Genomic DNA, 19,490 nt, shown 5'->3' on the forward strand with positions numbered 1-19,490 from the left:
TCGCGATGGTAATCCTCGTTCAATTCGCGATCGGGCTGATCTTCGGTGTCGGCCTCATCGTCTCCGGCATGTCGAACCCGGCCAAGGTGCTGAACTTCCTGGACATCGGCGGCATTCCGGCGGGGACATGGGATGCGAGCCTCGCCTTCGTGATGGCAGGCGCGGTGGCTGTGACCTTCATCGGCTTCAGCCGCGTCCTGAAGCTCGCGCGCCCGTTCTTCGCCGATCGATTTTATCTGCCGACACGGCGAGACATCGATCCCAGGATCGTCGCAGGTCCCGCGATCTTCGGCGTCGGCTGGGGATTGGTGGGCTTCTGTCCGGGACCGGCGCTGACCGCGCTCGGATTCGGATCGCTCTCCGCGGTCATCTTCGTTGCGGCGATGTGCGGCGGCATGGTGCTGGCCCGTTTCATTGCTCACCTGCCGCCAGTGTCTCGCTTCGTCACGCCGGCCGATCCGCTAGAAACCTGAACGACAAGAGCTAGCTCGTCAGGCTCGGTGCGACGCGCCAAGAGATCGAGGAGACGCTCGGCATGGTCGTCTACATGGGCGGCGGGCCATCGCTGTATGCCGCCGACGCGATCGCGGCCTACGAGCAGTTCCAGCAGCACGCTGTGCCCGCCTGACGCTGGTCAGACCGCGCACGTGAACAGGACCGGGCGAATCCGCCCGGTCCCGCTCATCATTCATCTTGGAGCGACTACCAGCGATCGTCGCCGACACCGACGCCCACGCTGACGCCCGGTGCGCGAATGCCGACACCGCCGCGCGGACCGTCGTCCCAATCGCGGTAGGTGCGGCGCTCGTAGTAACGGTCGCGCGGCATCGTCGCGTAGGAGTCGCGTACGATCACGCGCCCGCCGCGGCGACTGCGATAGCAATTGCCGGCATCGTCACAGACCAGCCGCACCTGCTGGACGAGATCGGGATTGGTGTATTCGCTGCTGGTATAGATATCGGAAGCCTTCGCCCCCGAGGCGGCTGCCAAGGCACCCACGCCCGCCAATAGCGCAACAGTCAACGTCCTCATCATGTCCTCCTCGAATCTGCCCTCGGCGGTAACAAGAAGGGCAGGCGGTGATCGTTCCCGGCCAGGACGCTGGTTTTTCCCGGAACCGCATCGTCAAGGGCAGGTTCCTAGATCGGCTCGTACGTCTCGGTCCCGCAGATGTCGTCGGCTTCCGCCCGCCGGCGGTCCACGACCTTCCCGCCGTTGATGGTCACGATGTAGGTCTGAGCGCCGAGCGGCGAGCCGGTCGCGGAGGTGAGCTGCGCGCGGACGCAGGCCGTCCAGCCCGGTCCTCGCACCTCACGATGGGGCGGCGCGACGTGCACCTCGCGCGGATAGGACGTTGCGAGAAAGACGACGTCGATCTGCTCGCGCACCACGCGCTTGACGTCGGGAGGCGCCTCGGGCGGCGGCTGCTCCGCCTCTTTCATGCGCATGAACTCCGGCACCGGCGCGCGGCTGTCGGCAAAGCCGCAGCCAGCGAGCGCAAGGGCGCCGGCGAGCAGCGCCGCATGAACAACAATCCGCAACATCCGTGGAGGCCCCCTGCGGGCCAACACATAGGCACGAATGCGATCCGGCGAAGTCCCTGCCGATCAAGATTTGCTGAAGCCTTGGAGCCCGCGGCATTGCTATTCCGCGATTGCCGGCTAGTTTGTGCCCCAGATGAGGGGGATTGCACCAATGAGGATTCTGGTCATCGCGGCCGTGGTCTTGGCACTGACAGCGGCTTCGGTGCAGGCGCAGGGCCGGCGCCAGCCCAGCGACGGAGCCAAGCCGGCGGACACCACGCCCAAGATCGACGAAAAAGCCTACAAGGCCGCGCTCGAGCGCATTCCGGAGCCCAAGGACAAGTACGACCCGTGGGGCGGCGCCCGCCCAAGCGAACCCTCCAGGAAGCCGAAATGAAGTGATGTGGATGTTGCGGACCTGCCTGTGGGGTTCGGCCGCGCTCGCACTTCTGTTGTCTGTAGTGCGGCCGTGCTCCGCCTGGGAGAGTTGGGGCGGCGATATCGGCGGCTCGCGCTTCTCGCAATTGCGGGAGATCACGCCGGACAATGTCGGGCAGTTCGTCCGCGCCTTCGAATTTCACACCGGCGATCTCACCGCGCGCCCGCCTGAACTGATGCGGCGGACCAAATTCCAGGCGACGCCGCTGTTCGTCGAGGACAGCCTCATCTTCTGCTCCGCCTTCAACGAGGTGATCGCGCTCGATCCCGGCACGGGTGCGCAGAAATGGCGTTTCGATCCCAAGATTGCGACCAATCAGCGTCCTGCCAATCGTTATGTCTGCCGCGGTGTCACCTACTGGGTCGATGATCAGGCGCCTGCGAATGCCGCCTGCCGGTCGCGCATCTTCATGGGCACCAACGATGTCCGCCTCATTGCGCTCGATGCGAAGACGGGAATTCCCTGTACTGATTTCGGCAAGGGCGGTGAGATCAAGCTCGAGATCGACATGCAGCTGGAATGGCCTGGCGAATTCCAGATCACCTCGCCACCGGCCACCGGCCGCGGTATCGTTGTGGTCGGCTCCGCGATCGGCGACAACCGCCGTGTCGACGCGCCGAGCGGCGTCGTGCGCGCGTTCGATGCGCGCAGCGGTGAGCCGCGCTGGACCTTTGAACCGCTCCAGCGCGACGGCATTGAAGCCGGCCACGCCAACGTCTGGGCGCCGATGTCGGTCGACGAGACGCGCGGGCTCGTTTTTCTGCCGACGACCTCGCCGTCACCGGACTTTTGGGGCGGCAGGCGGCGGGGCAACAATGAGCATGCCAATTCGGTGATCGCGTTGCGCATCGAGACCGGCGAGCTGGTGTGGGCGTTCCAGACCGTGCATCACGACGTCTGGGATTACGATCTGGCGGCGCAACCGACGCTCACGCGCATCGACACCGGCGAGGGGCAGCGCGATGTCGTGATCCAGCCGACCAAGCAGGGCTTTGTCTTCGTACTCGACCGCGACACCGGCAAGCCGGTCTGGCCGGTCGAAGAGCGCGCGGTGCCGCAGGGCGGCGCGGAAGGCGAGGTGCTGTCGCCGACGCAGCCATTCCCGACGCATGTGCCGGCACTGATGTCGCAGACGATCTCGCCCGATGATGCGCTCTCGCTATTGCCGGGCCTCGGCCGTTCGTCATGCGAACGTCAATTCGCGGAAGCACGCAACGAGGGTCTGTACACGCCGCCCTCGGTGCAGGGCACGCTGGAATTTCCATTCACCGGCGGAGGTGTGAACTGGGGCAGCGCGGCCTTCGACCCGGTCAATCAGATCCTCTATGCCAACACCAGCCGCGCCGCTCATCTCATCAGGCTGATCCCGCGCGCTGAGGCGGCCGGATTCAATCCGCCGCCCGGTCACGATTTTGGCCAGCAGCGTGGCGCGCCCTTCGCGATGTCGCGTGCAGTGGTGATGTCGCCGCTCGGGCTGCTCTGCAACAAGCCGCCCTGGGGTGAGATGGTCGCGGTCGATCTGAGAGCCGGAAAGATCCTCTGGCGTTCGACCGTCGGCACCACCGAGGATCTGGCGCCGCTCGGGCTGCCGCTGCCCTGGGGTGCGCCGCTCGTCAACGGGCTGGCGGTCACCGCCGGCGGGCTCGTCTTCACCGGCGCGATGGACGCTTACTTGCGCGCCTTCGATGCGCGCAGCGGCAAGGAGCTGTGGCAGGGCCGGCTGCCGGTGCCGGGCGTCGCCAATCCCATGACCTATTTCTGGAAGGGCGAGCAATATGTCGCGATCGGCGCCGGCGGCCATTCCGAGGCAGGCACCTCGATCGGCGACAGCGTGATGGCGTTCCGTCTGGCGCGCGCAGGCGAGGCGCCGTCGCTCTGGTCGCGTACGATCGATCGTCCAGGCGGACGATTTGTTGCGGGTTCATCATTGATCACGCTCGCGATCATCACGCTCGTGATCGCAAGTCTGCGCTGGCGCCGCTCTCGTCGTACCACGCAATCATGATCGTGTTGCGCATGTGATGCGAACGCTCGTTCACATCGCGAATGCTTCCTGCCCCGACATGATTGCATCGAGAGACGCGCTGCGTTTTGCGCTTCCGCGGTTCTCTCATTTTTCAGATCGCGTTCACCCCGGCAGCATCGCGAACGCGCTCGACACCATCGCGACCGGCTTGTTGTCGGCGGCGGAGAGCAGCGTAACACGGCCAAAGCTCATGGTGCGCCCGAGCCGCACCACGCGCGCGTCCGCCAGCACGTCCGCTGAAGCGACCGCGCGCATGAAATGCGTGGTCTGGTCGACCGTGGTCATGGGGCGGTAGCCGCGATTGGCGGCGACGATCGCGATCACCATCGCGGTGTCGGCGAGCGCCATCAGGGCCTGGCCGCAGACCACGCCGCCGTTCCGGCACAGTCGCTCCGAAAACGGCATGCGCAGCAGCGCCCCCGGTTGCCAGTCCGCTACGTCTGCCGGCTGCGCGTGCTCGATGCGCTCGACCGCGAGGTTGAGGTCCTGGACCCAGGGCGCAAAAACCTCGCCGAGGATGCGTCGGGCGTCGGCGAGGCCGAACTCGGCTTCTGGCTGCATTTGCATTGCTGTCGCGCTCTCCTGTGTTGCCGGATGTTTCGCCTCATTGTGCGCCCATCGGCGCGGCAAAGTCACCCGGTCTCGCGCCGGCCCCCTCGGCTTGAAAATGCCTGACTTGGCCCGGTATGATGCCTCGCTTGGGTACGGGTGGATGATGTTGCGTCGGTGTGTCCTCGTCTTTTGCATGGCCACGCTCGGTCTCGCGCTGAGCGGGTGCACCAAATGCGGTCCGATCTGGGACGACTGGCTGCATGCGCCCAAATCGTGCAGATCGGATCGGCTCTAGCGTGCCCACGCGGCCTCGAGCGGCTCCGGATCGCGACCGGGCTGCGACAAGGATGACACGGCGCGGGACGGTCCGCGCCTCATGGATGATCAAGGAGTTGACGATGAAGCTTTTCCGTTTGGCCGCGGTGCTGGGCGTGCTGGCGGGACCTGCCTACGCGCAAATGCCCAATCTCAATTTGCTGCAGGAAGGCCCGGGCAAGACCCCCGAGGAGAAGGCTGCCGAAGCCGAGCGTGAAAAGGCCTACAAGGAAACGCTGAAGAAGATTCCGGATTCCAAAGCGTCCAACGATCCCTGGGGCGGCATGCGCTCCGATCCGCCGAAGCAGCCGGCGGCACCGAAGGCGTCGGCCGCAACCAGCGCGCCGAAGAAGACCAAGGGCGGCACGGCGGCCAACTGACCGCACGCGCCGTTCGGGGGGCGACACACGCCTTTCGGACAGGACTCCTCTTGATCCGGCCCGCGCCCTACATGTGGCTGAGCGTAGCGCGTAGAGGAGGGCATGACATGGCCGATCGTCCGCGGGATCTCGCCGAGCGGATGGCGCGCCGGCGCAAGATGGCCGGCAAGCCGGGCCAGACGGCCGGCGACGGCTATCTGCGCGAGACCTTCACGCTGCCGCGTGCTGAGGCGCGGGAAAGGGCGCAGGCCTTCTTTGCCCGCTACCCCAAGGCCGGCTATATGAGCGCGGTCGAGACCTGGCGCGAGCTGCCCGGCGGCGACATCGAGTTCACCATGCGGCGGCTGCCCAGCGCGGACTGACGCGGGCCTGATCCGAAAGGCCTTGCTAGTCGAAGGTTTCGGCAACGATGCGGATCCGGAACACCGGCTCCTTGGCCTCGTCCAGCAGCTCCATGTGCCATTCGGAATTTTCCTGGAGCTTGCGGGCAATGCCGGCGCTCATGTCGGCGCAGACACTCGTCATCTCTTTCCAGGCCGCATTACGATCGGCAAACTCCGTCGCCTGCTCGGCGCAACCGGAATGACGGCCGTTGCGGATTCGGAAGAAATAGAGCGGCATGGCTGGCACCGATCGCGCACATGGTGCCTCGCCCCAAGGCCCTGGGCGCGTACAGTGCAATCCCAAACCACCGTCAGATCAATTCCGGGTGGCTACGGACAAACCTCAGAAAACCGCGTGGCGCGCTGCTTCGCTTGGGAGCATTGCCGATCTCTCCCGGCCGGTTGAGGCCGTCTTTCGCGCGATCGCCTTCAGCTCCCGATCGATGCGCAGCTGCACGCGCCGGATCGCCAGCCGGTCAATCTTCGTCTCGGTCCTGCCGGTCTTGACCTGCTCGCCGATGCGGAACTGCCACTGCCAGACTCCGGGAATCGCTGTCTTGGCCAGGTGAACTCGACGCCCCCGTGATTCATGGTCGCCTCCCACGATTTACCTTTCATGCCTGCAAACATGTTGGGCGTCACAATAGTCACAATATTCCAGAGACAAGCAAAATCTGCCGCAAGCCGCGAAGCACAGCCGGCGGGCGCTGGTATTCCGTGGTTCTCCGACCATGAACAGAGTTCCTGAAATCCGTCCAAAAGCATGCGAGCGCCGGGCAGGGCGTGCCTGCAAGGTGGCGTTCCAGAGCCGCTCGAGGTGACGGCATGTGCCTTGCTTGCCTGATCACGGCAAGCAACCGTGGACGCCTCATGCTCGGCATTCCTCGCCGCTATTCTCATTTCGTTTTCGGCGTCATCCAGTCCGGACTGACCTCGCTGATCGCGGCGGGCATCGCCAGCTTTCCTGCAGGCAGCCCGATGATCTTCGTTCGGCACTGGATGGTGTCGTGGCTGATCGCATGGGCCGCGATGCTGCCGGTCGTGCTGCTGGCCGCGCCCGCGATCCGCGCCTTCTCGCTGCGCCTGACCCGGGAGGAGCGAGACCCGCGCGCCGCCGGCTGGCATGAAAAGGCCCCGCCTGGGGAGAGCCAAGCGGGGCAGAGAGTTATTGGAGGCTGAGGTGCTGGGCTGCAACACCATAGCCGGGCGACCCTAGCCGGTTCAGCTTACGGCAGCCTGACACAGGCGGGGCGTCCGGATCTGGCCTGGTCTGGCGGCTGGCCGGATCGGCCGCCGTGAAGGTCGCGATCGAAAGGCCGCAGACAGGCCCCGCACCGGTCCCAATTTCGACATCCGCTCGCACCACTGCGGACACACGCATCGGCAAGATCTGATCCGCTCGGCGCAGCCATGGGGGAAACGTGGCGCGCCGAAAACGGGGTGGCATCATGGATAACGTAGAGCGGTCATTCGCCGCCGCGACGGCGGCTGGCTTCGTCGTGCTGGTCATCGGCCTGGTGCTGCTCGCGGTGCTGTAGAGGGGTACGCCCGCCGAGGAATGGAGGCCGCGCCTTCCAATGGACGGCGCTGGGCACAGCGCGACTTTCAAAAAATTGGAAAACAACCCCATGCACAGTAGGGTGCTGGGAATTTTCCTTGATCTGCCAATAGCTTGCAGGTAGTATTTAGATACCTTAAATGTCCGCGCGCCCGTCTCTTTGACCATGCAGCCCGACGCGCGAGGCCGGATCGAGATCTGGCGATCCCCTTGGACCGGCCGCCTGCCGCCTCACCGCGGGGCGGGGCGCTCCGGAGGCCGGTCCTGGCGGAGCCTAGTGGATCTTGATTTCGTTCAGGGGAAGATGGAGCTCGGCGGCGCGCTCTTCACGGTCCTTCTTGCGGAATTCGTTTTCCTTGCGCTCGAACTTCACCATCTCCTCGCGCGCTGCCTCCAGCAGCGGATTGCGCCTGATCGCATCATTGTGCGTGTTGTCGTCGGTCATGGTTACGATCCCCAGAGTTGCGGTCCCATCCCCCAGAAGCCGGAGACCGCGAAAAGGTTCGGTGCCGCAGGATTACGGAAAGATGACGACACGCCGGTCGCGCGTTCTTGATGCGGGTCATGGATCGAGCGCCGTCGGTGGCATTGAGGGGGGCCCAATCGGGTACTGTCCTAATTAGGACACCCGCGAGGGCAGACTAGGACACCCCCACAGCAACAACGTCGCCCGCTTGCAATACGGCGGGCGACGTTGGTCCAGCCCCGGGAGGGAATCGCAAAATCCCGGATGCTGTCACTCTGGCTGATAGCTCCGGAATAGTCTGTTCGATATCCGACACCCGCAGAGGCGGATTAGGACAGTCAGTTATGCGCCAGTCTCTCTGGACTCGTTGTGAGAGGATAGCCCATCCGTCAGATTTGCAAGACGTTCAATATTCTCGTCTGTTTTGCAGGCAGCATCAGAGTTTCCGAGTCAAGATCGCAAAAGAACATATTGCGAACCTGGAACAAATAGGGTACATTGTTTTTATCGCCGGCCCGCCTCTCAATCGTTTGTCCCCCTAGCGAATCCTCGCCATAAGGAGCACGACCCAATGTCCGCAACTGCCCTGCGTATCGTCGAAGGATCTTCCATGGACAAGAGTAAAGCTCTGGCCGCCGCGCTCTCTCAGATCGAGCGCCAGTTCGGTAAGGGTTCGGTGATGAAGCTCGGCAAGAACGACCGGTCCATGGACATCGAGGCGGTGTCCTCCGGCTCGCTCGGGCTCGATATCGCGCTCGGCATCGGCGGCCTGCCCAAGGGGCGCATCGTCGAGATCTACGGGCCGGAATCTTCCGGCAAGACCACGCTGGCGCTGCATACGGTGGCGGAAGCGCAGAAGAAGGGCGGCATCTGCGCCTTCATCGACGCCGAGCACGCGCTCGATCCGGTCTATGCCCGCAAGCTGGGCGTCAACATCGACGAGCTCCTGATCTCGCAGCCCGACACCGGTGAGCAGGCGCTGGAGATCTGCGACACCTTGGTGCGCTCCGGCGCAGTCGACGTGATGGTGGTCGATTCGGTCGCGGCGCTGGTGCCGAAGGCCGAGCTCGAGGGCGAGATGGGCGATGCGCTGCCGGGCCTGCAGGCCCGCCTGATGAGCCAGGCGCTGCGCAAGCTGACGGCCTCCATCAACAAGTCCAATACCATGGTGATCTTCATCAACCAGATCCGCATGAAGATCGGCGTGATGTATGGCTCGCCGGAAACCACGACCGGCGGCAATGCGCTGAAATTCTACGCCTCCGTCCGTCTCGACATCCGCCGCATCGGCGCGATCAAGGAGCGCGACGAGGTGGTCGGCAACACCACCCGCGTCAAGGTGGTCAAGAACAAGCTGGCGCCGCCGTTCAAGCAGGTCGAGTTCGACATCATGTACGGCGAGGGCGTCTCCAAGATGGGCGAGATCCTCGATCTCGGCGTCAAGGCCGGCATCGTGGAGAAGTCCGGCGCCTGGTTCTCCTATGACAGCCAGCGCCTCGGCCAGGGCCGCGAGAACGCCAAGGCGTTTTTGAAGGGCAACCCCGACATCACCGCCAAGATCGAGACCGCGATCCGCCAGAACTCCGGCCTGATCGCCGAGCAGATTCTCGCCGGTACGCCGGAGCGTGACGCCGATGGCGAGGAGCCGGCGGAGGAGTAGGACCTAACGCGAAAGTTTTTCGCGAGGAGCGGGCGCTGAGGACGTTGAGTTGCCGACGTCTTCGGTGCCCGTTTTGTTTTGCAGTTCTAGTCCCCGATACATTCTCAGGTTGCATCGTCACGTTGACCAACACTAGGCTTGGTCAACGCTTGCCAGCGTCAGTTCATGAGTAAATGGGGCAGGTCATGCTTGTTGTTCAAACGCGGCACGCCAAGCGCACGCGCAAATATTCGATGCTGATGGCAATCGTTCTGTTGGGAATCAGTTCGCTCGCCGGGCTCGGCGCGCTTCTCACGCTGCGCTGGGATTCTCTTCCGGGGAAAAAGTAGGACCATCGGGGAGAGGGCAGCGTCATGACACGACGCATTGTCACGACAGACTCGTCCATCGCCGGCGCCATTCAACGAGCCGGCATCGCCGGCCTCGTGATCGCGATCGAGCGCCGGCTCGTTTGGGGACAATTGCCGTCTGATGCGGAGCTTGATGCGTTTTTCGCGCCACGCACGACGCAGTCGCACGGGCTTCATTGGCTTGACGATACGCCGCCCTGGCGCCTCGAGGAATCAGGTGCGAAGGATCGAGGATTCATCGAACTGCTGGGAGAATACGACTCGGTTGAGTTTTGGCGGGGACCAGGGCCAAATGGCCAATTAATCCTGCTCTGGCTGCTCGATCATTGGTGCCGCCGACGCGATGCGAATCCCGCCTTTGTCGTCCGCGCTCTGTTCTTGGGCGTCGGGGACGTCGACCCACCGCGAAGGGAATCCTACCCGCCGGTCGTCCGGATCACACCTCTCCAACTCAAATCGGCCAGCCGTGCATGGCGGGCCTATTGTGCGCCGACCCCGCAAAGCTGGTGCAATCTCACGAATTTGAGCTGGCTGCCTAACCTTGCTCCTGACAGGACAGCTCTTCTCGAAGAGCTGCCGCGCCCGGCTTCGGGCCTTGGAGCCACGGAGCTGCGGATACTCCAGCTCATCGCCCGGGGCGGCCTGCAGCCCTTCGACGTCTTTCCGGGACATCACAAGCGCAACGAGCGTCGCGTCTTCGACTATTGGGAGGTGGGCGCGCTGCTCGACGGGCTCGCGCGCTGTCCGGTGCCGGCCGTATCCGGGCTGGAGGAGGGGGCCGTTTACGCTCGACATGCACAACGATGCTGTCCGTCACGCCCGGTACAAGCAATCCCGCCTGTCACTTACGGATCTCGGGAATGCGGTGCTGGCAGGAGAGGCGGATTTCCTCCAGCACAACCCGATCCATCGCTGGTGGGTGGGACGGAACTCACCAACGAAAAGCTTTGGCGGTGGGATCCTGAGACTCGCTCGTTGATCGCGCCTCGCTAAGGTGGGTGCGCGTGGCTCTCAGTCTTCGTGAATTGCGCATCAATTTTGAGAGGCGTCCGTGTCCCATTTGATCTTATCCACGAACCATCTTGACGAAGACGTGCTTCGCCAGTCGCGCCTCGCGAATGTCGTGCTTGGATTCTATCTACGCTTCGTGTGGAGGAAATTGCCTCCCGAGGAACAGCTCTTGATGGGGCTGGAGCGCCGTTCGGCAAAGCACGGCAATTCCGGCGATCATTGGCTCGATGATTCCTGTCGTGGTTCGCTCGACGGTTTCGGCACGCGCGATATCGGTTTCTTCGAGCTGTGCGCCAAGTTCGATTCAATTGAAATATGGGTCGATTCTCGCCCTAACGATCAGCTGGTGCTGGTCTGGTTGCTGGACCTACTTCGCCCGTACAAAGAAATCACGACGAAGCTGAGCCTAGTGCACACGGACGATCATGTTGCGCACTATGCTCCAGAATCCGTCGCAAAGTGGAAGCTGCCGGCCTTCGAGGTGACCGAGACCCATTTGGTGACGGCAAGCCGCGCCTGGCAAGCCTATCGGGCTGAAACGCCAAAGCCCTGTTTCGATCTTCTGATGACGGATCTGACGATCCTGCCGAGACTTCGGCCGGCACTCATCGCGTTGCTTGAAGAGCTTCCGGACAGTGTGACGGGCCTAGGTGCGAGCGAAATGGATATCCTGGACTTCGTGAACGATGGGCACACGGACCCAAGGCGTGTCACCGAGGCGTGGTGGATGCGCGATGTGTTCGACGAAAACGACGCGCGCGATGCCTTGCTGGAACTGGGGGCGTATTCGGCGCCGCCGGTCTTGTTAGGCGATCCGGCGTTCGACAATGAGGATCGTTACTTCGGCAGGAGCGAGTGGAAGGTCACGCTGACTGAACTCGGGCGCTCCATCTTTGCGCGCGAGGACGATATGTGGCGCCACAACCGAATCTATCGCTGGTGGGGCGGGACGGAGCTCACCAACGAAAAGCTCTGGCGATGGGATCGCGAAAGCCGATTGTTGATTGCGCCCTAGCGGCGCATTCGATGCCGTAGGGTAGGCAAAGGCGCACTTGCGCCGTGCCCACCATCGTCTAACGCGGCGAAAGGTGGTGGGCACGCTTGCGCTTTGCCCACCCTACGAGACCGCCGTCGCGTCCTACTCCGCAGCTTCCGCGTAGTCGCTCACCGGCGGGCAGGAGCACACCAGGTTGCGATCGCCGTAGACGTTGTCGACGCGGCCCACGGGGCACCAATATTTGTCGGTGCGCGAGATGCCGTCCGGGAAGCAGCCCTCGCTGCGGGTATAGGCGCGATTCCACCCATCGTCCGCGATGTCGTGCACGGTGTGCGGGGCGTGGCGCAGCGGCGAGGCTTCGATCTTGAAGCGGCCAGCCTCGACCTCCGCAATCTCCTTGCGGATCGCGATCATGGCATCGCAAAAGCGGTCGAGCTCGGCCTTCGATTCCGACTCGGTCGGCTCGATCATCAGCGTGCCCGGCACCGGGAAGCTCATGGTCGGGGCGTGGAAGCCGTAATCGATCAGGCGCTTGGCGATGTCGTCGACGGTGACGCCGCTGGTCGTCTTCAGCGGACGCGGATCCACGATGCACTCATGCGCGACGCGGCCCCTCGCATTCTTGTAGAGCACCGGGAAATGCGGATCGAGGCGCGCGGCGACGTAGTTGGCATTGAGGATCGCGATCTCGGTGGCGCGTTTCAGCCCTTCGCCGCCCATCATCAGGATGTAGATATAGGAGATGGTGAGGATCGAGGCGGAGCCGAACGGCGCAGCCGAGACCGGGCCTACCGGCGCATCCGCCTTCGTCGCGGGATGGCCTGGAAGGAACGGCGCGAGATGCGCTCTTACGCCGATCGGGCCCATGCCGGGGCCGCCGCCGCCATGCGGGATGCAGAAGGTCTTGTGCAGGTTGAGATGGCTGACATCGGCGCCGTAGTCGCCGGGCCGCGACAGGCCGACCTGCGCATTGAGATTGGCGCCATCGAGATATACCTGGCCGCCATGGCCGTGCACGATGTCGCAGATCTCGCTTATATGCTCCTCGAACACGCCATGCGTCGAGGGATAGGTGATCATCACAGCGGCGAGATCGTTGGAATGCTTCTCCGCCTTGGCGCGGAGATCATTGACGTCGACGTCACCGTTCTTCTCGCAGGCGACCACCACCACCTCCATGCCGACCATCGCGGCCGAGGCGGGATTGGTGCCGTGGGCGGAGGAGGGGATCAGGCAGATCTTGCGGTGGCTTTCCCCGCGCGCCGCGTGATAGGCGCGGATCGCGAGAAGGCCGGCATATTCGCCCTGCGCGCCCGAATTCGGCTGCAGCGAGATCGCGTCGTAGCCGGTGATGTCGCACAGCCATTTTTCCAGCCGCGCGAACAGCGCGTGATAGCCGGCCGCCTGCTCGCGCGGGACGAACGGATGCAGGCTGCCGAATTCAGGCCAGGTCAGCGGCATCATCTCGGTGGTCGCGTTCAGCTTCATGGTGCAGGATCCGAGCGGGATCATGGCGCGGTCGAGCGCGAGGTCGCGGTCACTGAGCTTGCGCATGTAGCGCAGCATCTCGGTCTCCGAGCGATGCGCGTGGAAGACGGGATGGGTGAGGAACGCGGTCGTGCGCTTCAAGCCGTCCGGCAGCGCCTCGCGCGTCGCTGCATCGATCTCGGCATAGGCGAGCGTGCCGCCGAAAGCGCGCCAGACTGCTTCCACGGTCGCGGGCGTCGTGGTCTCGTCGAAGGCGATGCGCAAGGTGCCATGGCCGAGGCCGAGATTGATCTTCTCGGCGGTCGCGCGCGCGATGATCTCGTCGCGCTTGCCGCCGGCATCGACCGTCACCGTATCGAAGAAGCTGTCGGATTGCGGCGCGAAGCCGAGCTTGCGCAGGCCGGCCGCGAGCACGGCGGTGCGGCGATGCACGTTGCGTGCGATCTGCATCAAGCCTTCGGGGCCGTGATAGACCGCATACATCGAAGCGATGACGGCCAGCAGCACCTGCGCGGTGCAGATGTTGGAGGTCGCCTTCTCGCGGCGGATGTGCTGCTCGCGGGTCTGCAGCGCGAGACGATAGGCAGGTGCCCCGCGCGAATCCACGGAGAGGCCGACGATACGGCCGGGCAGCGAGCGCTTCAGCGCATCGCGCACCGCCATATAGGCCGCGTGCGGCCCGCCATAACCCATCGGCACGCCAAAGCGCTGGGCAGAGCCGATCACGATGTCGGCACCGAGCTCGCCGGGCGAGGCGAGCAGCGTCAGTGCCAGCAGGTCGGCGGCAACGATCGCGAGCGCGCCCCTGGCCTTCAACGACGCTATCGCGGGTCTGAGGTCGCGCAACGCGCCGGAAGAACCCGGATATTGCAGCAGCGCGCCGAGCACGTCTGATTTGTCGAGATCGGTGAGGGGATCACCGACCACCAGATTCCAGCCGAGCGGCTCGGCGCGGGTGCGCATCACCGCCAGCGTCTGAGGATGCACGTCCTTGTCGACGAAGAAAGCTTTTGCCTTCACCTGCGAGTGCCGCTCGGCGAGCGCCATCGCCTCGGCCGCCGCGGTCGCTTCATCGAGCAGCGAGGCGTTGGCGACGTCGAGCCCGGTGAGGTCGCAGATCATGGTCTGGAAGTTGAACAGCGCCTCCAGCCGGCCCTGGCTGATCTCGGGCTGGTAGGGCGTATAGGCCGTGTACCAGGCCGGGTTCTCCAGGATGTTGCGCTGGATCACCGCAGGCAGGATGGTGCCGGAATAGCCCTGGCCGATCAGCGAGGTGAAGACCTGGTTCTGGGCTGCGAGCTCGGCCATATGCGCGATCGCCTCGGTTTCGCTGAGCGGCTTGCCGAGATCGAGCGGCGATGCCTGCCGGATCGAGGCCGGCAGCGTCTCCGCCATCAGCGCATCGACGCTCTTGGCGCCGACCGTTTCGAGCATTGCGGTGACATCGCGCACTGAGGGGCCGATGTGGCGGCGAACGAAACTGGCGGCGGTGTCGCCATTGGATTTGCGGTGCGCGGTCATCATGGGTCCTCGCTAGGAGTTGCTGTCATGCCCCGCGAAGGCGGGGCATCCAGTAAACGCAGGCGTTTCGGCTAGGGCCGATGGGCCGCGGCGTACTGGATCACCCGCCTTCGCGGGTGATGACACTGAGAATGAGGTTAGAGTTCTCGTCATCTCACGCCGTATGCGCCTTGTAGGCGGCTTCATCCATGAGGCCGCCGAGCTCGCTTTTGTCGGCGATCCTGATCTTGAAGAACCAGGCCGCGCCTTGCGCGTCCGAGTTCACCAGCGCCGGTTCGGCGGCCAGCGCCTCGTTGGTCTCGAGCACTTCGCCGGTAACAGGTGCGTAGACGTCGGAGGCGGCCTTGACCGATTCCACGACGGCGGCGGCTTCGGCCTTCTTCAGCGCGCGGCCGACCTTGGGCAGTTCGACGAACACGACGTCGCCGAGCTGCTGCTGCGCGTAATCGGTGATGCCGACCGTGGCGGTATCGCCGTCGATGGCGAGCCATTCGTGGTCGGAGGTGTACAGCGTCGTGGTCATTGTCTCGTCCTCAGCGTTTGTAGGTGTTTTTCACGAAAGGCATGGCGGCGACTGCGAGCGGCAGTCGCTGGCCGCGCACCTCGGCGAAGAGTTTTGTGCCGAGCGCGGCGAGGCTCGCAGGCACGTAGCCCATCGCGACCGGCGCGCTCAGGCTCGGGCCGAAACCGCCCGAGGTGACTTGTCCGATGGGCTCGCCGCCCGCAGCGTCGGCAAAAAGTAGCGCGCCCTCGCGCACCGGCGCGCGGCCCAGGGCGAGCAGTCCGACGCGGCGGCGGGGCGCGCCGCCATCGAAATGGGCGAGGATCTTCTCTGCGCCGGGAAAACCGCCGGCGCGCGTCCCGCCGCTGCGGCGGCTCTTCTGTACCGACCATTCCAGCGCGGCTTCGACCGGCGTGGTCGCGGTGTCGATGTCGTGGCCGTACAGGCAGAGCCCGGCTTCCAGCCGCAGGCTGTCGCGGGCGCCCAGGCCGATCGGCAGCACGTCCGGATTATCCAGCAGCATCTTGGCGAGGCGTTCGGCATCGGCGGCGGGAACCGAGATCTCAAAACCGTCCTCGCCGGTGTAGCCGGAACGCGAGACGAAGCACTTGATGCCGGCAACCTCATGCGGACCGGCGTCCATGAACTTCATCGCCGGGGCCTCTGCACAGAATTTCGCCAGCACCGTTTCCGCCTTCGGGCCCTGCAGCGCGATCAGCGCGCGGCCTTCCAGCGAATCGATGATGCAGTCGCCAGAGAGATTCGCGCGCAGATGCGCCTCGTCCTCAGCCTTGCAGGCGGCGTTGACGACCAGGAACAGGTGATCGCCGAAATTGGCGACCATGAGGTCGTCGAGAATGCCGCCATCGTCATTGGTGAACTGGGCATAGCGCTGCCGCCCCGCGGCGATCGCCACGATATCCTGCGGCACCAGCCGCTCCAGCGCGCGGGCGGCGTCCTCGATCCTCCCGGATTTCGGCCGGAGCGCGATCTGGCCCATATGGGAGACGTCGAACAGGCCGGCGGAGGCCCGGGTATGAAGGTGCTCCTTCAGGACGCCCGCGGGGTACTGCACGGGCATGTCATAGCCCGCGAACGGCACCATCTTGCCGCCCAGGGACACATGGAGGCTGTGGAGGGGTGTACGTTTCAGGGAGTCTTGGTTATTCGCTAGCATGTAAGGGGCCCTCGGCGGTTCCCGGGGAGGATTCCCCGATGGACACCGGTCGAAGCCCCATCTGTCGCTGTGCCTGAGAGTATTATCCCGTCGGCGGACGCAGTCCGGGTCTTATGCCCGTCGGCGCCTCTTTCCAGATGCTGTCAAAGCCACGCGGTCCTTTTGCCTGAGAGTTTCCGGGGCGGTTGCTCCTTCGGCGCCGGCACCAGTGCCGGTCTCTCCCGACGTGGCCGTACGATACAGATGGGTAGAGACCACAGGCCGGCCAAGCCTGTCAACGCGACTTCTGTGCCTTTCAACGGGATTGCGCGCCTGCGGCAACCCTCTGATCTCCTTGCACAGTTTCTGGACAGCGAAGCTGGCCTTGTCTAAAAGCGCTTTGGCCCGCAGATATCAGCCTTAATTTCCGGTTTGGACGGCGGCAGCGGGCCCAAGCATACCCGATTGGATGAACATGAGCGGCGTCAACGAGATCAGGTCGACCTTTCTGAACTTCTTTGCCGAGAACGGCCACGAGGTCGTGCCGTCCTCGCCACTCGTGCCGCGCAACGACCCGACCTTGATGTTCACCAATGCCGGCATGGTGCAGTTCAAGAACGTCTTCACCGGCGTCGAGAAGCGCCCCTATCAGCGCGCCACCACCTCGCAGAAATGCGTGCGCGCCGGCGGCAAGCACAACGACCTCGACAATGTCGGCTACACCGCGCGCCATCTCACCTTCTTCGAGATGCTCGGCAATTTCTCGTTCGGCGACTATTTCAAGGAGCGCGCGATCGAGCTCGCCTGGAAGCTGATCACCTCCGAGTTCGGGCTGAAGAAGGACAAGCTGCTCGTCACGGTCTATCACACCGACGATGAGGCGGCGGGCCTGTGGAAGAAGATCGCGGGCTTCGCCGACGACCGCATCATCCGTATCCCGACTTCGGACAATTTCTGGGCGATGGGCGACACCGGGCCGTGCGGCCCTTGCTCGGAGATCTTCATCGACCGCGGCGAGCACATCTGGGGCGGGCCTCCGGGCTCGCCGGAGGAGGACGGCGATCGCTTCCTCGAATTCTGGAATCTCGTGTTCATGCAATACGAGCAGGTGACGAAGGAGGAGCGCGTGGATCTGCCGCGTCCCTCGATCGACACCGGCATGGGCCTGGAGCGCATGGCCTGCATCCTCCAGGGCGTCGAGAGCGTGTTCGAGACCGACCTGTTCCGTAACCTGATCGACGCGACCGCGTCCGCGCTGGGCAGCGGACCGACCGAGCAGAATGCGGCCTCGTTCCGCGTCATCGCCGACCACTTGCGCTCCTCGGCCTTCCTCGTCTCCGACGGCGTGCTGCCTTCGAACGAGGGCCGCGGCTACGTGCTGCGCCGGATCATGCGGCGGGCGATGCGCCATGCGCAGCTGCTGGGTGCGAAAGAGCCCTTGATGCACCGGCTGGTCTGGGCGCTGGTGCGCGAGATGGGCCAGGCTTACCCCGAGCTGATGCGCGCGGAGAAGCTGATCGAGGAAACGCTGCGGCTGGAAGAGACGCGCTTCCGCAAGACGCTGTCGCGCGGCTTGGCCATCCTCGATGAGAAGAGCGCAGGTCTGAAAAAGGGCGACATGTTCGACGGCGACGTCGCCTTCACGCTGTACGACACCTATGGCTTCCCGCTCGATCTGACGCAGGACGCGCTGAAGTCGCGCGGCATCGGCGTCGACCAGGCTTCGTTCAACGACGCCATGGAGCGCCAGAAGGCCAAGGCGCGCGAGTCCTGGAAGGGGTCTGGTGAAGCGGCTTCCGAGGCAATCTGGTTCCCGCTGCGTGAGAAGCTCGGCGCCACCGAATTTCTGGGCTACGAGACCGAGAGCGCCGAGGGCGTCGTCTCCGCCCTGGTCAAGGACGGCCAGGAGGTTGCCAGCCTCAAAGCCGGCGAGACGGGTTCGATCGTGCTCAACCAGACGCCGTTCTATGCGGAGTCCGGTGGTCAGGTCGGCGACACCGGCGTGCTGACGGGCGAGGGCGGCCTCAAATTCCGCGTCACCGACACGCAGAAGAAGCTCGGCGATCTCTTCGTTCACATCGGCGCGGTCGAGAGTGGAGAGCTGAAGCTCGGCGCTGCGCTGCAGCTCGAGGTCGATCATTCGCGCCGCTCCTCGATCCGCGCGCATCACTCGGCGACGCATCTGATCCACGAGGCGCTGCGCCAGGTGCTCGGCGACCACATCGCCCAGCGCGGCTCGCTGGTCGCACCCGACCGGCTGCGCTTCGACTTCGTGCATCCGAAGCCGATCACGGCCGAGGAGCTCGCTCGCGTCGAGGATATCGCCAATGACGTGGTGCTGGAGAACGACGAGGTCACCACTCGCGTGATGGGCGTCGACGAGGCGCGGGAGGCGGGAGCGCGCGCGCTGTTCGGCGAAAAGTATGGTGACGAGGTCCGCGTCGTCTCGATGGGCAAGACCGCGCGCGAGCGCGGCGCCAACGCGCTCGGCTGGTCGGTCGAGCTCTGCGGCGGCACCCATGTGAGGCGCACCGGCGACATCGGCCTGATCACGCTGACCAGCGAGAGCGCGGTCGCCTCCGGCGTGCGCCGCATCGAGGCGCTGACCGGCAATTATGCGCGCAGGCACGCCAACGAGACCATGGCGCTGGCGAAGACCGCGGCGAACGAGCTGCGCACCTCCCTCGACGACGTGCCGGCGCGCATCGCCGCGCTGATGGAGGAGCGCAAGAAGCTGGAGCGCGAGCTCTCCGACGCCCGCAAGAAGCTGGCGATGGGCGGTGGCGCTGCCGCCGCCAGCAATGGCGCTGCCGCGGGCGTGCGCGAGGTCGGCGACGTCAAGCTGATGGCGCGCGCCGTCGAGGGCATCGAGATGAAGGATCTCAAGAGCCTTGCCGATGACGGCAAGAAGCAGCTCGGCTCGGGGGTCGTCGCCATCGTCGGCGTCACCGAGGACGGCAAGGCCGGTGTCGTGGTCGGCGTCACGCAAGACCTCACCGCGCGCTTCAACGCCGTGAACCTCGTGCGCATCGCGTCCGAAGCGCTCGGCGGCAAGGGCGGCGGTGGCCGGCCCGACATGGCCCAGGCCGGCGGCCCCGATGGGGCCAAGGCGGCCGCGGCGCTGTCGGCGATCGAAAAAGCGATGGCGGGCGCTTAAAGCCTC

Annotated in this window: 19 protein-coding genes, 2 pseudogenes and 1 riboswitch; of the genes and pseudogenes, 12 read left to right on the plus strand and 9 right to left on the minus strand. The window is 64.7% G+C overall.

Annotation, left to right across the window (positions count from 1 at the left end; genetic code table 11):
* The first annotated feature begins 5 nt into the window (after positions 1-5).
* Together BRAD3257_RS14935 and BRAD3257_RS14940 are read left to right on the plus strand one after the other, a co-directional pair.
* Complete coding sequence (locus BRAD3257_RS14935) at positions 6-473, plus strand: DUF6691 family protein (RefSeq protein ID WP_122402456.1); 468 nt, start codon at positions 6-8, stop codon at positions 471-473.
* Between the two features lie 14 nt (positions 474-487).
* Positions 488-628 (plus strand): annotated as a pseudogene (locus BRAD3257_RS14940) (carboxymuconolactone decarboxylase family protein); the annotation flags it as partial.
* 74 nt (positions 629-702) lie between these two features.
* Here the strand turns inward: BRAD3257_RS14940 and BRAD3257_RS14945 are convergent.
* Together BRAD3257_RS14945 and BRAD3257_RS14950 are read right to left on the minus strand one after the other, a co-directional pair.
* Positions 703-1,035 (minus strand): hypothetical protein, encoded by a 333-nt coding sequence (locus tag BRAD3257_RS14945; protein ID WP_122402457.1) that lies wholly within the window; start codon positions 1,033-1,035, stop codon positions 703-705.
* A 104-nt stretch (positions 1,036-1,139) separates the two neighbouring features.
* The gene (locus BRAD3257_RS14950; RefSeq protein WP_122402458.1) at positions 1,140-1,544 is read right to left on the minus strand and encodes a hypothetical protein; all 405 of its coding nucleotides are present in this window, start codon (positions 1,542-1,544) and stop codon (positions 1,140-1,142) included.
* Positions 1,545-1,695: 151 nt separating this feature from the next.
* On the opposite strand from BRAD3257_RS14950, the gene BRAD3257_RS14955 reads away from it, so the two are divergent.
* Complete coding sequence (locus BRAD3257_RS14955) at positions 1,696-1,920, plus strand: hypothetical protein (protein WP_122402459.1); 225 nt, start codon at positions 1,696-1,698, stop codon at positions 1,918-1,920.
* Positions 1,921-1,930: 10 nt separating this feature from the next.
* The gene (locus BRAD3257_RS14960) at positions 1,931-3,967 is read left to right on the plus strand and encodes a pyrroloquinoline quinone-dependent dehydrogenase (RefSeq protein WP_122406576.1); all 2,037 of its coding nucleotides are present in this window, start codon (positions 1,931-1,933) and stop codon (positions 3,965-3,967) included.
* A 123-nt stretch (positions 3,968-4,090) separates the two neighbouring features.
* Here BRAD3257_RS14960 and BRAD3257_RS14965 read toward each other — a convergent pair whose 3' ends face one another.
* Positions 4,091-4,555 (minus strand): PaaI family thioesterase, encoded by a 465-nt coding sequence (locus BRAD3257_RS14965; RefSeq protein WP_122402460.1) that lies wholly within the window; start codon positions 4,553-4,555, stop codon positions 4,091-4,093.
* A gap of 383 nt (positions 4,556-4,938) precedes the next feature.
* Here BRAD3257_RS14965 and BRAD3257_RS14975 point away from each other — a divergent pair, with 383 nt between their 5' ends.
* A complete protein-coding gene (locus BRAD3257_RS14975; RefSeq protein WP_122406577.1) occupies positions 4,939-5,235 on the plus strand; it encodes a hypothetical protein in 297 nt (98 codons plus the stop codon).
* Between the two features lie 107 nt (positions 5,236-5,342).
* On the plus strand, positions 5,343-5,597 hold the full coding sequence (locus BRAD3257_RS14980; protein ID WP_122402461.1) for a hypothetical protein: 255 nt from the start codon (positions 5,343-5,345) through the stop codon (positions 5,595-5,597).
* Positions 5,598-5,622: 25 nt separating this feature from the next.
* On the opposite strand, the gene BRAD3257_RS14985 is transcribed toward BRAD3257_RS14980, so the two are convergent.
* The gene (locus tag BRAD3257_RS14985) at positions 5,623-5,856 is read right to left on the minus strand and encodes a DUF6894 family protein (RefSeq protein ID WP_122402462.1); all 234 of its coding nucleotides are present in this window, start codon (positions 5,854-5,856) and stop codon (positions 5,623-5,625) included.
* 105 nt (positions 5,857-5,961) lie between these two features.
* Positions 5,962-6,209: pseudogene (locus BRAD3257_RS41015) on the minus strand (hypothetical protein).
* A 279-nt stretch (positions 6,210-6,488) separates the two neighbouring features.
* On the opposite strand from BRAD3257_RS41015, the gene BRAD3257_RS14990 reads away from it, so the two are divergent.
* Entirely contained in the window at positions 6,489-6,797 is a 309-nt protein-coding gene (locus tag BRAD3257_RS14990) for a DUF2798 domain-containing protein (RefSeq protein WP_244607955.1), read from the plus strand.
* A 653-nt stretch (positions 6,798-7,450) separates the two neighbouring features.
* Here BRAD3257_RS14990 and BRAD3257_RS40295 read toward each other — a convergent pair.
* A complete protein-coding gene (locus BRAD3257_RS40295; protein ID WP_174221572.1) occupies positions 7,451-7,621 on the minus strand; it encodes a hypothetical protein in 171 nt (56 codons plus the stop codon).
* A gap of 592 nt (positions 7,622-8,213) precedes the next feature.
* Between BRAD3257_RS40295 and recA the strand changes: the two genes are divergently transcribed.
* From recA to BRAD3257_RS15010, 4 genes are all read left to right on the plus strand, one after another.
* Positions 8,214-9,302 (plus strand): recombinase RecA, encoded by a 1,089-nt coding sequence (gene recA, locus BRAD3257_RS15000; RefSeq protein WP_122402464.1) that lies wholly within the window; start codon positions 8,214-8,216, stop codon positions 9,300-9,302.
* A gap of 173 nt (positions 9,303-9,475) precedes the next feature.
* Positions 9,476-9,631: a hypothetical protein gene (locus BRAD3257_RS39715; RefSeq protein ID WP_160118816.1), complete on the plus strand. Its 156-nt coding sequence runs from the start codon at positions 9,476-9,478 to the stop codon at positions 9,629-9,631.
* 24 nt (positions 9,632-9,655) lie between these two features.
* Positions 9,656-10,645 carry a hypothetical protein gene (locus BRAD3257_RS15005; RefSeq protein WP_244607956.1) on the plus strand — a complete coding sequence of 330 codons (990 nt, stop codon included), beginning with the start codon at positions 9,656-9,658 and terminating at the stop codon, positions 10,643-10,645.
* A 58-nt stretch (positions 10,646-10,703) separates the two neighbouring features.
* A complete protein-coding gene (locus tag BRAD3257_RS15010; protein ID WP_244607957.1) occupies positions 10,704-11,678 on the plus strand; it encodes a hypothetical protein in 975 nt (324 codons plus the stop codon).
* Between the two features lie 123 nt (positions 11,679-11,801).
* Here BRAD3257_RS15010 and gcvP read toward each other — a convergent pair whose 3' ends face one another.
* From gcvP to gcvT, 3 genes are all read right to left on the minus strand, one after another.
* Positions 11,802-14,669 (minus strand): aminomethyl-transferring glycine dehydrogenase, encoded by a 2,868-nt coding sequence (gcvP, locus tag BRAD3257_RS15015; RefSeq protein WP_162500575.1) that lies wholly within the window; start codon positions 14,667-14,669, stop codon positions 11,802-11,804.
* Between the two features lie 154 nt (positions 14,670-14,823).
* Positions 14,824-15,192, minus strand: a complete 369-nt coding sequence (gene gcvH, locus BRAD3257_RS15020; protein ID WP_122402466.1) for a glycine cleavage system protein GcvH — start codon at positions 15,190-15,192, stop codon at positions 14,824-14,826.
* A gap of 10 nt (positions 15,193-15,202) precedes the next feature.
* Positions 15,203-16,348 (minus strand): glycine cleavage system aminomethyltransferase GcvT, encoded by a 1,146-nt coding sequence (gcvT, locus tag BRAD3257_RS15025; RefSeq protein WP_122402467.1) that lies wholly within the window; start codon positions 16,346-16,348, stop codon positions 15,203-15,205.
* Between the two features lie 145 nt (positions 16,349-16,493).
* Positions 16,494-16,582: riboswitch (glycine riboswitch) on the minus strand.
* Between the two features lie 220 nt (positions 16,583-16,802).
* Here gcvT and alaS point away from each other — a divergent pair.
* Entirely contained in the window at positions 16,803-19,484 is a 2,682-nt protein-coding gene (alaS, locus tag BRAD3257_RS15030) for an alanine--tRNA ligase (RefSeq protein ID WP_162500209.1), read from the plus strand.
* Positions 19,485-19,490 lie beyond the last annotated feature (6 nt).

This window comes from Bradyrhizobium vignae (assembly GCF_900324035.1).
In the GTDB taxonomy this organism is placed as follows: Bacteria; Pseudomonadota; Alphaproteobacteria; order Rhizobiales; family Xanthobacteraceae; genus Bradyrhizobium; species Bradyrhizobium vignae.